Raw genomic sequence first — 14,807 nt, forward strand, 5'->3', positions numbered from 1 at the left:
TCACGAGCGCGGCGAGGCTGCAGCGCACCGCGACTGCGCCTCGCTCGTCCGGACCCCTCAGCCGGCGGGGTAGGGCGGCATCCCCGGCGGCGGTCCGGCCTGGTGACCCTGCCGCTCGAGCGGCGCGACCTGCCCGCCGGTCAGCTTGCGGAAGGCGTAGACGAGGATGAGCGAGGCGACCGGGGCGGCGACCAGCAGGCCGACGCCGCACGCCAGCGCGCCGACGAAGACCAGGGCAAACCCGACCAGCCATACCAGTAACGCGTTGCCGAAGTTCGACGCCACCGTCGAGAAGCTGGACGTCAGCCCGGTGATCGCCGACTGCGAGCGGTCGATGACGAACGGGATGGTGAACTGGACGAAGATGCCCAGGATCAGGCCCGGGAGGAAGCACAGGGCCGAGGCGATGCCGGTGAGCACGACGACGATGAGCGAGGCCAGCAACACCATCCCGAAGTTGCGCGGCTTGTAAAACGAGCCGATGGTGACCGCCCGCCCGTCGGCGATGTCGAAACAGCCTGAGAGGTAGGCGGATTCGGCGAGCGCACCGACGACGGCAACGATGAGATAGCCCAACGCCATGACCGCCATCCCGGCGGGCCCGACGTTGGTGTTGAAACTGAAGGAATCGTCGTCGGAGGTGGTGGTCGTGGTCCCCATGCTCTGGCCGAGCCCGACCACGCCCATGGCGATGGCGATCAGCACCCCGTACACCAGCGTGGCGACCACCAACGGCACGGCGTTGTTGGTGAACTTCGTCCAGGCCCAGCTGATCGCGGTGCCGATGCTGAACTGCGATTCGGGCGCAACGCCGTACCCGGGCGGCGGATAACCGCCAGGCGGGGGGCCGTATCCGGGCGGCGGCCCGTAGCCCGGTGGCGGCGGGGGCGGCGCCCCGTACCCGGGCGGCGGGCCGTAGCCGGGCGGGGGGCCGTAGCCGGGCGGGGGAGGGGGCGGCGGTGCGCCGTAACCGGGACCGGGAGGCGGTGCGCCATAGCCGGGTGGTGGTGGCGGGTAGCCGGGAGGGTTGTGATTTCCGCCGTGCGGGTCGGCCGGGGTGCCTGGATACTCGGGAGGCTGGCTCATGTCGTCCTAGCTGTTGCTCAACTTCGTGGGCACGCGCACACGGAACTTAGCAAAGATGCGGGCACCCCGCCCGGATTGACTGGGCGTGGTATGCCTGAAGCCGTGTCCGACGGTCTGTTCGACGTCCCCGGCGACCTGCCCGGCGCGCCGCAGGCGGGCCCCGGCGGCGGCCTGGGCGTGTCGGCGGGTGCGCCGCTGGCGGTCCGGATGCGGCCGGCGTCGCTGGACGAGGTCGTCGGCCAGGGGCACTTGCTGGCGGCCGGGTCGCCGCTACGCCGCCTGGTCGAGGGCTCGGGCGTGGCGTCGGTCATCCTCTACGGCCCGCCCGGTAGCGGCAAGACGACGCTGGCGGCGCTGATCTCGCAGGCGACCGGCCGGCGGTTCGAGGCCCTGTCGGCGCTGTCCGCCGGCGTGAAAGAGGTTCGCGCCGTTATCGATGTCGCGCGCAGGGCGCTGCTCTCCGGCCAGCAGACCGTGCTGTTCATCGACGAGGTGCACCGGTTCTCCAAGACGCAGCAGGACGCCCTGCTGTCGGCCGTGGAGAACCGGGTGGTGTTGCTGGTGGCGGCGACCACCGAGAACCCGTCGTTCTCGGTGGTCGCCCCGCTGCTGTCGCGGTCGGTCATCCTGCAGCTGCGCCCGCTCACGCCCGACGACATCCGGACGGTGGTGCGACGGGCGATCGACGACCCCCGGGGGCTGGGCGGCCGGGTCGCGGTGCGGCCCGAGGCCGTCGACCTGCTGGTGCAGTTGGCGGCGGGCGACGCCCGCCGCGCGCTGACCGCGCTCGAGGTCGCCGCCGAGGGGGCCCAGCACGCCGGCGGCGAGGTGACCGTCGAGACCGTCGAGCAGTCCCTGGACCGGGCCGCCGTGCGCTACGACCGCGACGGCGATCAGCACTACGACGTCGTCAGCGCCTTCATCAAGTCGGTGCGCGGCTCCGATGTCGATGCCGCCGTGCATTACCTCGCGCGCATGCTCGTCGCGGGGGAGGACCCGCGGTTCGTCGCCCGCCGGCTGATGATCCTCGCCAGCGAGGACATCGGCATGGCCGACCCCACCGCCCTGCAGGTGGCGGCCGCCGCCGCGCAGACCGTGGCGCTGATCGGCATGCCCGAGGCGCAACTCACACTGGCTCACGCCACCATCTACCTGGCGACGGCGCCCAAGTCGAACGCCGTGACCACCGCGCTCGCCGCCGCCATGGCCGACGTCAAGGCCGGCAAGGCCGGGCTGGTGCCGCCGCACCTGCGCGACGGCCACTACTCGGGCGCCGCGGCGCTGGGCAACGCGCAGGGCTACCGGTACGCCCACGACCACCCGGACGGCGTTGTGGGCCAACAATATCCACCGGACGAGTTGGTGGGTGTCGACTACTACCGGCCCACCGGCCGCGGCGCCGAACGTGACATGGCCGGGCGGCTGGAGCGGCTGCGGGCGATCATCCGCAAGAGGGGACGGGCATGAAGACCTTCACCGACGAGAAGACCTTCGCCGACGAGAAGATGAGCCGATGCGTCTTCACCTACGAGGTGCACCCCTGCCGCCGGTTCCCCGGAGACGCTCTGCCCTAGCAGGGCCCGCGGCGACCGGCCGACCCGCGCCTAGACCAGCTCGGGCACCCGCAGGTCGGCGATGGCCAGCTCGAATTCGGCAACGTCGATCACCTCGGCGCCCAGGTCGCGCACCCGCCGGCTGCGCAGCTCGGTCGCCTGGTCGCGGTTGCGGGCCATGGCGTCCACGCTGTCAAACGTCGAGCACGACACCGCCCGCCGGCGCGCGGGATGGTCGACCATGAGGCTGGCGCTGCAGAACCCGTCGAGGGCCTCCATCTCCGGGAGCACCGCCGTCCGGTAGAAGTCCAGGGACCGACCGAGCTGATCCGGCACGACCTTGAGCCAGGTGGCCCGCACGCAGGCGCCCTCGCGAGTGTGGTGGTCGCGGTGCAGCAAAGCGATCTCCCACTCCTCGACCCGCGCGCTCCCGTCGAACATCAGCGCGGCGCGGTCGCGAACGGGGGCCACCCGCCCGGCGGCGGCGCGCATCGCCTGCACGCTCTCCCAGGCGCTGGTGGCGATGCATCTGCCGGACTGCCGGTCGACCAGCAGCGACACCCCCACGAACCCGTAGATCTGTCTCAGCGCGGGTGTGACGACATCGCGGACGTGCGCGATCCCGATGTCGATCGACAGCGGTTGCGCCTGGATGGTGGTGGAGCGTGTGTACACGATCGGCCTCCTGTGTCGGGGCTTTGTCTGGGCCGGGCCCCGTGGCGCCACCGGGCCCACCAATCACCTTCCTCCTGCCGGTGATCGGCCGCAATGCCCCGGTGTGGCCGCCCTCACATTCGGTTGGCCGATCAGCGAGGCCGCGCCGTAGGCTTGTCCGGGTGCATACCGACGTGCTTGACGTGGACACCTCGCGTCGCCGCATCGTGGACCTCACCGAGGCGGTGCGCGGGTTCTGCTGGTCGCGCGGCGACGGGTTGTGCAACGTGTTCGTCCCGCACGCGACGGCGGGGGTGGCGATCATCGAGACCGGGGCGGGGTCGGACGACGACCTGGTGGAGACGCTGGAACGGCTGTTGCCCCGCGACGACCGCTACCGGCACTCGCACGGCTCGGAGGGCCACGGCGCCGACCATGTGCTGCCCGCGATCGTGGCGCCGTCGGTGACGGTGCCGGTCACCGGCGGTGAGCCACAGCTGGGCACGTGGCAAAGCGTCGTGCTGGTGGACCTCAACCGGGACAACCCGCGGCGCTCGGTCCGGCTGAGCTTCCTGGAGGGTTGAGCTTTCCGGAGGGTTGGCGGGAGCGCACTCGACCGCCGAATAGGCTGGGAAGGTACGTCGGGTCGACAGCGGGCTAATAGGAAGAAGCGAACGAGAGTGCAGACACACGAGATCAGGAAGAGGTTCCTTGATCACTTCGTGAAAGCGGGCCACACCGAGGTGCCGAGCGCGTCGGTGATCCTCGACGACCCCAACCTGCTGTTCGTCAACGCGGGCATGGTGCAGTTCGTGCCGTTCTTCCTGGGCTCGCGCACCCCGCCGTACGCGCGGGCCACCAGTATCCAGAAGTGCATCCGCACGCCCGACATCGACGAGGTCGGCATCACCACCCGGCACAACACGTTCTTCCAGATGGCCGGCAACTTCTCGTTCGGCGACTACTTCAAGCGCGAGGCCATCGAACTGGCCTGGGCGCTGCTCACCAACCGTCTTGAGGATGGCGGCTACGGCCTCGATCCCGAACGGCTCTGGACCACAGTCTATTTCGACGACGACGAGGCCGAGCGGCTGTGGCAGGAGATCGCGGGATTGCCCGCCGAGCGGATCCAGCGCCGCGGCATGGAGGACAACTACTGGTCGATGGGCATCCCCGGGCCGTGCGGCCCGTCGTCGGAGATCTACTACGACCGCGGCGAGGAATTCGGCGTGGGCGGCGGCCCGATCGCCAACGAGGACCGCTTCATCGAGATCTGGAACCTCGTGTTCATGCAGAACGAGCGCGGCGAGGGCACCGGCAAGACCGACTTCGAGATCCTCGGGCCGCTGCCGCGCAAGAACATCGACACCGGCATGGGCGTCGAGCGGGTCGCGTTCATCCTGCAGGGCGTCCACAACGTCTATGAAACGGACCTGCTGCGGCCGGTGATCGACACCGTCGCCGCGCGGGCCCCACGCCCGTACGACGTGGGCAACCACAACGACGACGTTCGCTACCGCGTCATCGCCGATCACAGCCGCACCGCGGCCATCCTGATCGGCGACGGGGTAAGCCCCGGCAACGACGGGCGGGGCTACGTGCTGCGGCGGCTGCTGCGCCGGGTGATCCGCTCGGCCAAGCTGCTGGACATCGAGGGCCCGGTCGTCGGCGACCTGATGGCCACCGTGCGCGACGCGATGGGCCCGTCGTATCCCGAGCTCGTCGCCGACTTCGACCGCATCCGGCGCATCGCCGTCGCCGAGGAGACCGCGTTCAACCGCACCCTGGCCTCGGGGTCGCGGCTGTTCGACGAGGTGGCCGGGGCCACCAAAGCGTCGGGCGCCAAAGCCATTTCCGGCTCGGACGCCTTCACCCTGCACGACACCTACGGCTTCCCGATCGAGCTCACCCTCGAGATGGCGTCGGAGGCCGGCCTGCAGGTCGACGAGATCGGCTTCCGGGAGCTGATGGCCGAGCAGCGCCGTCGCGCCAAGGCCGACGCTGCCGCGCGCAAGCACGCGCACGCCGACCTGACCGCCTACCGCGAGCTCGTCGACGCTGGGCCCACCGAGTTCACCGGCTTCGACGAATTGTCTTCCGAGGCAAGGATCCTCGGCATCTTCGTGGACGGCAAGCGGGTTCCGGTGATCGCGCACGGCGGCCAACCCGGGCAGCGCGTCGAATTGGTGCTCGACCGCACCCCGCTCTACGCGGAGTCCGGTGGGCAGATCGCCGACGCCGGCTTCATCAGCGGGACCGGTTCCGGGGAGAGCGCCCGCGCGGCCGTCACCGACGTGCAGAAGATCGCCAAAACGCTGTGGGTGCACCGGGTCAACGTGGAATCCGGGGAATTCGTGGAGGGCGACGCCGTCGTCGCGGCGGTCGATCCGGAGTGGCGCCGCGGCGCCACCCAAGGGCACTCCGGCACCCACATGGTGCACGCCGCGCTGCGCCAGGTGCTGGGCCCCAACGCCGTCCAGGCGGGGTCGCTGAATCGGCCGGGCTACCTGCGGTTCGACTTCAACTGGCAGGGACCGCTGACCGAGGACCAGCGCACCCGGATCGAAGAGGTGACCAACGAGGCCGTGCAGGCCGACTTCGAGGTGCACACGTTCACCGAGCAGCTCGAGAAGGCCAAGGCGATGGGCGCAATGGCCCTGTTCGGCGAGGCCTATCCCGACGAGGTGCGCGTCGTGGAGATCGGCGGCCCGTTCTCGATCGAGCTCTGCGGCGGGACGCACGTGCACAACTCCGCCCAGATAGGTCCGGTGACGATCCTGGGCGAATCGTCGGTGGGGTCCGGGGTGCGCCGCGTCGAGGCCTACGTGGGGCTGGACTCCTTCCGCCACCTGGCCAAGGAGCGCGCGCTGATGGCCGGGTTGGCGTCGTCGCTCAAGGTGCCGTCCGAGGAGGTGCCGGCCCGGGTGGCCGGCCTGGTGGAGCGGCTCAAGGCAGCGGAGAAAGAGCTGGAACGCGCCCGGCAGGCGAGCGCGCGGGCCGCGGCGACCAACGCGGCGGCCGGCGCGGAGCGGATCGGTAGCGTGCGTCTGGTGGCGCAGCGGATGTCCGGCGGGACGACGGCGGCCGACCTGCGGTCGCTGGTCGGCGACATCCGCGGCAAGTTGGGCACCGACCCCGCGGTGGTCGCCCTGATCGCCGACAACGACGGGAGCGTGCCCTACGCCGTCGCCACGAACGCGGGCGCCCAGGAGCTCGGCATCCGCGCCGACGACCTGGCCAAGCGGATGGCCGCGGCGGTCGACGGCCGCGGCGGCGGCAAGGCCGACCTGGCGCAGGGCTCCGGCAAGAACACCGCCGGCCTCGACGCGGCGCTCGATGCGGTCCGCTCGGGGATCGCCGCGATAGCGCAGGTCGGTTGAGTGGCCTCGGTACAGCACCGCGTGCCTGACCGGCCCGGCGATCCCGAGCAGGGGCGTGGCCGACGGCTGGGCATCGACGCCGGCAGCGTGCGCATCGGCGTGGCCTGCAGCGACCCCGACGGCATCCTGGCCACCCCGGTGGAAACGGTGCGCCGGGACCGGTCGGGCAAGCACATACGCCGGCTCGCGGAGCTGGCGGCCGAACTGGAAGCGGTGGAGGTGATCGTCGGGTTGCCGCGGACGCTCGCCGACCGGACCGGCCCGTCGGCCCTCGACGCCATCGAGCTCGCCGAGGCGCTGGCCGCGCGGATCGCCCCCGTCCCGGTGCGCCTCGCCGACGAGCGGCTGACCACCGTCAGCGCGCAGCGGTCGCTGCGCGCGGCCGGCGTGCGGGCCAAAGAGCAGCGCGCCGTGATCGACCAGGCGGCGGCGGTGGCCATCCTGCAGAGCTGGCTCGATCAGCGCCGCGCGGCGGTGATGCGGGGGGCCACCGATGGTTGACAGCGCACGCCGGGCCGAGCCCGAAGCGGTCGGCCCGCCCCGGCGCAGGATGAGCCGCGTCGACAGGAACCGGGTCGAGCGGGGCAAGCGGCGCCGCCGCTTTGCCGGCAAGATCGTCCTGGCGGTCCTGGTGGTCGTCATCGTGGCCGGCGTGTTCGTCGCCACCAAGTTCTGGCACTCCATGTTCGGCTCGGGCGACGACTACAGCGGGGGCGGCAAGCGGGACGTCGTCATCCAGATCCAGTCCGGCGACTCGACCACCATGGTGGGCGAGACCCTGCACAACCAGGGCGTCGTGCGCACCGTGCGGGCGTTCGTCAACGCCGCGCACGGCAACAGCAAGATCGACTCGATCCAGCCCGGCTACTACCGGATGCGCACCGAGATCCCCGCCGCCAATGCCGTCGCCCGGCTGACCGACCCGAGCAGCAGGGTCGGGCGGCTCGTCATCCCCGAGGGCCGCCAGCTCGACGACACCAGCGACATGAAGACCAATGTGGTCAACCCGGGCATCCTGACGTTGATCTCGCGGGCGACCTGCGTGGACCTCGACGGCGACCACCGCTGCGTGCGGGTGGAGGACTTGCGCGCGGCGGCGACCAACAGCGCGCCGGCCGCGTTGTCGGTGCCGCCGTGGGCCGTCGAGCCCGTCACCGAGCTGGGCAAGGACCATCGCCGCATCGAGGGCCTCATCGCGCCGGGAACGTTCAACGTCGACCCGTCCGCCCCGCCCGAGGCGATCCTCGCAAGCCTGATCGCCGCGGGGGCCGTCGAGTACGTGAAGTCGGGACTGGTGGACACCGCACAGTCCATGGGCCTGTCGCCCTACGACATCCTGGTGGTGGCGTCGCTGGTCGAGCAGGAGTCCAATGCGCAGGACTTCCCGAAGGTGGCGCAGGTGATCTACAACCGCCTGCACGCGCACCACACGCTGGAATTCGACTCGACCGTGAACTATCCGCTGGACCGCCGGGAGGTGGCCACCACCGACACCGACCGGGGCCAGCGGACGCCGTGGAACACCTACGTCTCGCAGGGGCTGCCCGCCACCGCCATCTGCTCGCCGGGCACCGACGCGCTGCGCGCCGCCGAGCACCCGGAACCGGGGGACTGGCTGTACTTCGTCACCATCGACGCCCAGGGGACGACGCTGTTCACCAAGGACTATCAACAGCACCTGGCCAACATCGAGCTGGCTAAGCGCAACGGTGTCCTCGACTCCGCGCGCTAGAAAGGCCCCGAGAAAGGCCCCCAGAAAGGCCGGCGTCCTCGGCAGGCCGATCGCCCATTCGAAGTCGCCGCTGCTGCACCTGGCCGCCTACCGCGCGCTGGGCCTGGACGACTGGACCTACGAGCGCATCGAGTGCGGTGCCGAGGAGTTGCCCGCCGTGGTCGGGGGATTCGGCCCCGAGTGGGTCGGTGTGTCGGTGACCATGCCGGGCAAGTTCGCCGCCCTGCGGTTCGCCGGCGAGCGCACCGAACGCGCCGAACTGGTCGGCTCGGCCAACACCCTGGTCCGCACCGCGACGGGCTGGCGGGCCGACAACACCGACATCGACGGGATCACGGGGGCGCTCGGGGCCGCGTCGGGGCACGCCCTGGTCTGCGGTTCGGGCGGTACCGCGCCCGCGGCCGTCGTCGGGCTCGCCGCGCTCGGCGTCACCGCCATCACCGTCGTCGCCCGCGACGCGCAGAAGGCCTCGCGGCTGGTGGACCTCGGCGCCCGGCTGGGCGTCGAAACCCGGTTCTGTGCCCTGGACGGCGGCCGGCTGGCCGACGCGGTGTCCGACGCGGAGGTGCTGGTGAGCACCATCCCGGCCGACGTGGCCGCGCGCCATGCCGGGACGTTCGCCCCGATCCCGGTCCTGCTGGACGCGATCTACGACCCGTGGCCCACGCCGCTGGCCGCCGCGGTGTCGGAGGCCGGCGGCCGGGTGATCAGCGGTGTGCAGATGCTGCTGCACCAGGCTTTTGCACAGGTGGAGCAATTCACAGGGCTGCCGGCGCCGCGGGAGGCCATGGCGGCCGCTCTGGGCTAGCGTGCGGGGTCATGGCCGGCGTGGTGTTGCTGTGGATGGGTGCCCTGACCGTCTGCGACGTCCGCCACCGGCGGCTGCCGAACGCGCTGACGCTGCCCGGCGCGGCCGTGATCCTGCTGACCGCTGTGGCGGCCGGGCGTGGCGTGCCGGCGCTGGCCGGGTCGGCGGCGCTGACCGGGATCTATCTGCTCGTCCATCTGGTCGCCCCGGCCGCGATGGGGGCCGGGGACGTCAAGCTCGCGATCGGCTGTGGCGCGTTGGCTGGCCGGTGCGGCGTCGAGGTCTGGTTCCTCGCGGCGCTGGCCGCGCCGGTGCTGACCGGGCTCGTCGGTCTGAGCGCGCTGGCGCGCGGCATGCGCGTCGTGCCGCACGGCCCGTCGATGTGCCTGGCGACCGCCGCCGCCGTCGGCCTGGCCGTCATCTAAGTCGTCGCTCTCGCCGCGGCTGCGCGGATTTAAGTCGGCGCGGGCATGCATGGGAAGATAGCCGGGTGTTGCGCTGGATCACCGCCGGGGAATCGCACGGCCGCGCGCTGGTGGCCCTGCTCGAGGGCATGGTCGCCGGCGTCGAGGTCACGTCCACCGAAATCTCCGACCAGCTGGCCCGCCGCCGGCTCGGTTACGGCCGCGGCGCCCGGATGAAGTTCGAGCGCGACGCGGTGACCGTGCTCTCCGGGGTGCGCCACGGGCTCACCCTCGGCGGGCCCATCGCCGTCGAGATCGGCAACACCGAATGGCCCAAGTGGGAAACCGTGATGGCCGCCGACCCGGTCGATCCCAAGGAGCTCGAAGACTCCGCCCGCAACGCCCCGCTGACCCGTCCGCGCCCCGGCCATGCCGACTACGCCGGCATGCTCAAGTACGGCTTCGACGATGCCCGTCCCGTGCTGGAGCGGGCCAGCGCCCGCGAAACCGCCGCCCGCGTCGCGGCCGGGACCGTCGCGCGGTCGTTCCTCCGGCAGGCGCTCGGCGTCGAGGTGCTCTCGCACGTCGTCTCCATCGGTCCCTCCGCGCCGTATGACGGCCCGCCACCGGGGCCGGCCGACCTGCCCGCGATCGACGCCAGCCCGGTGCGGGCGTTCGACAAGGCGGCGGAGGACGCGATGATCGCCGAGATCGAAGCCGCCAAGAAGGACGGCGACACCCTCGGCGGCGTGGTCGAGGTGGTGGTCACCGGGCTGCCCGTGGGCCTGGGCTCGTTCACCAGTGGCGACAACCGGCTCGACAGCCAGCTGGCGGCCGCCGTGATGGGCATCCAGGCCATCAAGGGCGTCGAGATCGGCGACGGCTTCGAGACGGCTCGCCGCCGGGGCAGCCGCGCCCACGACGAGATGTATCCCGGCCCGGACGGCGTCGTGCGCTCGACCAACCGCGCCGGCGGCCTGGAGGGCGGGATGACCAACGGCCAGCCGCTGCGGGTGCGCGCCGCGATGAAGCCGATCTCCACCGTGCCGAGGGCGCTGGCCACCGTGGACATGGCGACCGGCGACGAGGCCGTCGCGATCCACCAGCGCTCGGACGTCTGCGCGGTGCCGGCCGCCGGGGTGGTCGTCGAGGCCATGGTGGCGCTGGTGCTGGCCCGTGCGGTGCTGGAGAAGTTCGGCGGCGACTCGCTCGCCGAGACCCGCCGCAACGTCGAGTCCTACCGGCGGGCGGTCGCCGAGCGGGAATCGCCGGCGGCGCGGGGGACCGCGTGATGGCGCCCAGGGCGGTGCTGGTCGGCCTGCCCGGCTCGGGCAAGTCCACGATCGGCAAGCGGCTGGCCAAGGCGCTCGGCGTCGGGATGCTCGACACCGACACCGCGATCGAGGAGCGGACCGGCCGCACCATCGCCGACATCTTCGCCGCCGACGGCGAGCCGGAGTTCCGCCGCATCGAAGAGGAGGTGGTCCGCGACGCGCTGGCCCGCCACGACGGCGTGGTGTCGCTGGGCGGCGGCGCCGTCACCAGCCCGGGGGTGCGCGACGCTCTCGCCGGGCACACGGTCATCTACCTGGAGATCAGCGCCACCGAGGGTGTGCGGCGCACCGGCGGCAGCGCCGTGCGGCCCCTGCTGGCCGGGCCGGACCGCGCCGAGAAGTATCGCGCCCTGATGGCGCAGCGGGCGCCGCTGTATCGGCAGGTGGCGACGCTCCGGGTCGACACCAACCGGCGCAACCCGGGCGCGGTGGTGCGTCACATCGTGTCGCAGCTGCAGGAACCCGCCGGGGCGGCGACATGACCGACGAACGGGACCCGGTCACCGTGACGGTGGCCGTCGATCCGCCGTACCCCGTGATCATCGGGACCGGCCTGTTGACCGAGTTGCAGGAGCTCCTCGCCGACCGGCACCGGGTCGCGATCGTGCACCAACCGGTGCTCGCCGAGACCGCCGAGTCGATCCGGGCGCACCTAGCCGCCAAGGGCATCGACGCTCATCGCATCGAGATCCCCGACGCCGAGGCGGGCAAGGACCTGCCGGTGGTGGGCTTCCTCTGGGAGGTGCTGGGCCGCATCGGCATCGACCGCAAGGACGCCCTGGTCAGCCTGGGTGGCGGCGCGGCCACCGACGTCGCCGGTTTCGCGGCGGCCACCTGGCTGCGAGGCGTGTCGATCGTGCACGTGCCCACCACGCTGCTCGGCATGGTGGACGCGGCGGTCGGCGGCAAGACCGGCATCAACACCGACGCGGGCAAGAACCTGGTGGGCGCGTTCCATCAGCCGCTCGCCGTCCTCGTCGACCTGGCGACGCTGCAGACGCTGCCGCGCAACGAGCTGGTGTCCGGGATGGCCGAGGTGGTCAAGGCCGGATTCATCGCCGACCCGGTGATCCTCGACCTCATCGAGGCCGACCCGCAGGCCGCGCTGGACCCGGCCGGTGACGTGCTGCCGGAGCTGATCCGGCGCGCGATCGCGGTCAAGGCCGAGGTCGTCGCCGCGGACGAGAAGGAGTCCGAGCTGCGCGAGATCCTCAACTACGGCCACACGCTGGGCCACGCCATCGAGCGCCGCGAGCGCTACGAGTGGCGGCACGGCGCCGCCGTGTCGGTGGGCCTCGTCTTCGCCGCGGAGCTTGCCCGGCTGGCCGGCCGGCTCGACGACGCCACCACCGCGCGCCACCGCGCCGTCCTGTCGGCGCTCGGTCTGCCGGTCAGTTACGACGCCGGCGCGTTCCCGCAGCTGCTCGACTACATGGCCGGGGACAAGAAGGCGCGGGCCGGCGTGCTGCGGTTCGTGGTGCTCGACGGCCTGGCCAAGCCGGGTCGCCTGGCCGGACCGGACCCGGCACTGCTGGCCGCCGCGTACGCGGAGGTGGGCGCCTCGTGACGGTGCAGGTTTTGAACGGCCCCAACCTGGGCCGGCTGGGCCGCCGCGAGCCCGACGTGTACGGCGACACCACGCACGACGAGCTGGCCGCGCTCATCCAGCGCGAGGCCGCGGCGCTGGGCCTGGACGCCGTCGTCCGGCAAAGCGACAGCGAGGCCCAGTTGCTGGAGTGGATCCACCGGGCCGCCGACGCCGGCGAGCCGGTGATCCTCAACGCCGGGGGCCTCACCCACACGTCGGTGGCCCTCCGCGACGCGTGCGCCGAGCTCAGCGCGCCCCTGATCGAGGTCCACATTTCCAACGTGCATGCCCGCGAGGAGTTTCGGCGCCACTCCTACCTGAGCCCGGTCGCCACCGGCGTGATCGTCGGGCTGGGGATTCAGGGCTACCTGCTGGCCCTGCGCTACCTCGCCGGCAGCGGCTAATCCTTCTCGGGTTCCGCGTGCCGCGATTCGGTGGCGTCCGTGCGGATCACCTCGGTTTTCGCGTCGTCGGACGTCGGCAGCGTCTCCGTGCGGGCCTCTTCTGCGGGCTTGTGGGTCGGCAGCGTCTCGGTGGGCGCCTCGCGTTCCGCCGTCGCCACCGCCGACGTCTGCGGCTCGTGCTGGGCGGCGGCCGCGCCCGTGGGGATCTCCCCGGTGGGCGCGTCGTCGCCGCGGACGGCGGAGAACACGTCGGTGTCGGCGCGTTCCTCCCCGGGTCCGGCGGGCCGGTGCGCGTCGGGGTTGCGGTCGACGCGCCAGCGGCCGACGGTCACGCCGATGATGCCGGGCAGGAAGATGATGAGCGCGGTGAACGCCGCGAAGGTGGTGATCTCGTTGAGCAGGCCGCCGGTGTAGAGGCCTTTGTAGACCAGGGCGATCAGCCAGCAAACCGCGCCGGACAGGACGCCGGCCAACAGGCCGGCCAGCAGCCAGGTCATCGCCAGGTCGTCGCGGCGGTCCGGATCCGGGTTGGCGCGGGCGTCGGCGCGGCCGTCGATCAGGCCCCACACGACCACGCCGATGACGAACAGAACCAGCAGCACCACGCTGATCAGTCCGGCCTGCGTTTGCCAGGCGTTGATCAGCGTCCCCTGGATCAAGCGGACGATGGTCATCGCCGCGGCATACACCAACCCGCGCAGCATCCAGCTCCTCATGAGCTAAAGAGCGTAGCGAGTACCGTCAAGGGTTGTGACACATTCCCAGCGGCGAGACAACCTGGAAGCCAGCATTGGGGCCAGCGGACTCGATGCGATGCTGGTCACGGACCTGAACAACGTTCGCTATCTGTCCGGATTCACCGGATCGAACGGCGCGTTGCTGGTGTTCGGCGACGAGCGCGAGGCCGTGCTGGCCACCGACGGGCGATACCGCACCCAGGCCGCCGAGCAGGCGCCGGGGCTGGAAATCGCGATCGAGCGGGCCGTGGCACGCCACCTGGCGGGGCGCGCCGCCGAGGCCGGCGTACGGAAGCTGGGCTTCGAGAGCAATGTGGTCACCGTCGACGGTTTCGACGCGCTGACCGGCGAGCTCGAAGAGAAGCAGGCCGGCACCGAACTGGTGCGGGCCGCCGGGACCGTGGAGGCGTTGCGCGAGATCAAGGACGCGGGGGAGGTGGCGCTGCTGCGGCTGGCCTGCGAGGCGGCCGACGCCGCGCTGACCGACCTGGTGGCGCGCGGTGGCCTACGGCCGGGCCGATCGGAGCGCGAGGTGGCCCGCGAGCTGGAGTCCCTGATGCTCGACCACGGCGCGGACGCAATTTCGTTCGAGACGATCGTGGCGGCCGGGGCCAACTCGGCGATCCCGCACCACCGGCCGACGGACGCGGCGCTCGCCGATGGCGACTTCGTCAAGATCGACTTCGGCGCCCTGGTCGCCGGCTACCACTCGGACATGACGCGCACCTTCGTGCTGGGCAGGGCCGCCGATTGGCAGCTGGAGATCTACCAGCTGGTCGCCGATGCCCAGCGCGCCGGCCGGGAGGCGCTGCGGGCGGGGGCGTCGCTGCGGGAGGTGGATGCCGCGGCGCGCCGGCTGATCGCCGACGCGGGCTACGCCGACAACTTCGGCCACGGCCTCGGGCACGGCGTGGGCCTGCAGATCCATGAAGCGCCGGGAATCGGCGCCACGTCAGCCGGTACCTTGCTCGCGGGTTCCGTGGTGACCGTGGAGCCCGGCGTTTATCTACCCGGCCGCGGTGGTGTCCGCATCGAGGACACCCTGGCCGTGGGCGAGGAGACGGCAGCTCCGGAGCTGCTGACCCGGTTCCCCAAAGAGCTGGTTGTCCTGAGTTAGCCGGTGCCGC

15 protein-coding genes are annotated in these 14,807 nt (G+C 71.9%); 12 read left to right on the top strand and 3 right to left on the bottom strand.

Translation table 11 applies throughout. The features are described 5' to 3' along the window. Window positions 1–57: 57 nt before the first annotated feature. Window positions 58–1,086: a DUF2189 domain-containing protein gene (locus G6N56_RS00540; RefSeq protein WP_163645074.1), complete on the bottom strand. Its 1,029-nt coding sequence runs from the start codon at window positions 1,084–1,086 to the stop codon at window positions 58–60. 90 nt (window positions 1,087–1,176) lie between these two features. Between G6N56_RS00540 and G6N56_RS00545 the strand changes: the two genes are divergently transcribed. Continuing rightward, complete coding sequence (locus tag G6N56_RS00545) at window positions 1,177–2,553, top strand: replication-associated recombination protein A (protein ID WP_085256971.1); 1,377 nt, start codon at window positions 1,177–1,179, stop codon at window positions 2,551–2,553. A gap of 137 nt (window positions 2,554–2,690) precedes the next feature. Here the strand turns inward: G6N56_RS00545 and G6N56_RS00550 are convergent, their stop codons facing one another. Then, window positions 2,691–3,314: a hypothetical protein gene (locus G6N56_RS00550; RefSeq protein ID WP_085256972.1), complete on the bottom strand. Its 624-nt coding sequence runs from the start codon at window positions 3,312–3,314 to the stop codon at window positions 2,691–2,693. A 173-nt stretch (window positions 3,315–3,487) separates the two neighbouring features. Between G6N56_RS00550 and G6N56_RS00555 the strand changes: the two genes are divergently transcribed. The 10 genes from G6N56_RS00555 to aroQ all read left to right on the top strand — a co-directional run bounded on the left by G6N56_RS00555 (window position 3,488) and on the right by aroQ (window position 12,943). Then, on the top strand, window positions 3,488–3,877 hold the full coding sequence (locus G6N56_RS00555; protein WP_180150538.1) for a secondary thiamine-phosphate synthase enzyme YjbQ: 390 nt from the start codon (window positions 3,488–3,490) through the stop codon (window positions 3,875–3,877). A 96-nt stretch (window positions 3,878–3,973) separates the two neighbouring features. Next, the gene (alaS, locus tag G6N56_RS00560; protein ID WP_085256974.1) at window positions 3,974–6,673 is read left to right on the top strand and encodes an alanine--tRNA ligase; all 2,700 of its coding nucleotides are present in this window, start codon (window positions 3,974–3,976) and stop codon (window positions 6,671–6,673) included. Further along, entirely contained in the window at window positions 6,674–7,174 is a 501-nt protein-coding gene (ruvX, locus tag G6N56_RS00565; protein WP_085256975.1) for a Holliday junction resolvase RuvX, read from the top strand. Then, on the top strand, window positions 7,167–8,405 hold the full coding sequence (locus G6N56_RS00570; RefSeq protein ID WP_085256976.1) for an endolytic transglycosylase MltG: 1,239 nt from the start codon (window positions 7,167–7,169) through the stop codon (window positions 8,403–8,405). Before ruvX ends, G6N56_RS00570 begins: the two co-directional genes overlap by 8 nt. Beyond that, complete coding sequence (locus G6N56_RS00575) at window positions 8,383–9,213, top strand: shikimate dehydrogenase (RefSeq protein WP_085256977.1); 831 nt, start codon at window positions 8,383–8,385, stop codon at window positions 9,211–9,213. Before G6N56_RS00570 ends, G6N56_RS00575 begins: the two co-directional genes overlap by 23 nt. Window positions 9,214–9,224: 11 nt before the next feature. Continuing rightward, window positions 9,225–9,638: a prepilin peptidase gene (locus G6N56_RS00580; protein ID WP_085256978.1), complete on the top strand. Its 414-nt coding sequence runs from the start codon at window positions 9,225–9,227 to the stop codon at window positions 9,636–9,638. Window positions 9,639–9,703: 65 nt separating this feature from the next. Next, window positions 9,704–10,909, top strand: coding sequence for a chorismate synthase (gene aroC / locus G6N56_RS00585; RefSeq protein ID WP_085256979.1), 1,206 nt, complete (start codon window positions 9,704–9,706; stop codon window positions 10,907–10,909). Beyond that, complete coding sequence (locus tag G6N56_RS00590) at window positions 10,909–11,433, top strand: shikimate kinase (protein WP_085256980.1); 525 nt, start codon at window positions 10,909–10,911, stop codon at window positions 11,431–11,433. The genes aroC and G6N56_RS00590 overlap by 1 nt, the downstream gene beginning before the upstream one ends. Continuing rightward, window positions 11,430–12,518 (top strand): 3-dehydroquinate synthase, encoded by a 1,089-nt coding sequence (gene aroB / locus G6N56_RS00595; protein ID WP_085256981.1) that lies wholly within the window; start codon window positions 11,430–11,432, stop codon window positions 12,516–12,518. Before G6N56_RS00590 ends, aroB begins: the two co-directional genes overlap by 4 nt. Then, window positions 12,515–12,943: a type II 3-dehydroquinate dehydratase gene (gene aroQ, locus G6N56_RS00600; protein ID WP_085256982.1), complete on the top strand. Its 429-nt coding sequence runs from the start codon at window positions 12,515–12,517 to the stop codon at window positions 12,941–12,943. The genes aroB and aroQ overlap by 4 nt, the downstream gene beginning before the upstream one ends. Here aroQ and G6N56_RS00605 read toward each other — a convergent pair. Beyond that, window positions 12,940–13,659, bottom strand: coding sequence for a B-4DMT family transporter (locus G6N56_RS00605; RefSeq protein ID WP_180150451.1), 720 nt, complete (start codon window positions 13,657–13,659; stop codon window positions 12,940–12,942). The two genes, aroQ and G6N56_RS00605, sit on opposite strands and share 4 nt — an antisense overlap. A 34-nt stretch (window positions 13,660–13,693) precedes the next feature. Between G6N56_RS00605 and G6N56_RS00610 the strand changes: the two genes are divergently transcribed. Continuing rightward, window positions 13,694–14,797: a M24 family metallopeptidase gene (locus G6N56_RS00610; RefSeq protein WP_085256984.1), complete on the top strand. Its 1,104-nt coding sequence runs from the start codon at window positions 13,694–13,696 to the stop codon at window positions 14,795–14,797. The last annotated feature ends 10 nt before the right edge of the window (window positions 14,798–14,807 follow it).

This window comes from Mycobacterium saskatchewanense, assembly GCF_010729105.1.
In the GTDB taxonomy this organism is placed as follows: Bacteria; Actinomycetota; Actinomycetes; order Mycobacteriales; family Mycobacteriaceae; genus Mycobacterium; species Mycobacterium saskatchewanense.

Bases quoted from the DNA above. Each gene is read 5' to 3' on its own strand.
- G6N56_RS00540 (WP_163645074.1), bottom strand. From the start codon at position 1,086: ATGAGCCAGCCTCCCGAGTATCCAGGCACCCCGGCCGACCCGCACGGC.
- G6N56_RS00545 (WP_085256971.1), top strand. From the start codon at position 1,177: ATGCCTGAAGCCGTGTCCGACGGTCTGTTCGACGTCCCCGGCGACCTG.
- G6N56_RS00570 (WP_085256976.1), top strand. From the start codon at position 7,167: ATGGTTGACAGCGCACGCCGGGCCGAGCCCGAAGCGGTCGGCCCGCCC.
- G6N56_RS00580 (WP_085256978.1), top strand. From the start codon at position 9,225: ATGGCCGGCGTGGTGTTGCTGTGGATGGGTGCCCTGACCGTCTGCGAC.
- G6N56_RS00590 (WP_085256980.1), top strand. From the start codon at position 10,909: ATGGCGCCCAGGGCGGTGCTGGTCGGCCTGCCCGGCTCGGGCAAGTCC.
- aroB (WP_085256981.1), top strand. From the start codon at position 11,430: ATGACCGACGAACGGGACCCGGTCACCGTGACGGTGGCCGTCGATCCG.
- G6N56_RS00605 (WP_180150451.1), bottom strand. From the start codon at position 13,659: ATGAGGAGCTGGATGCTGCGCGGGTTGGTGTATGCCGCGGCGATGACC.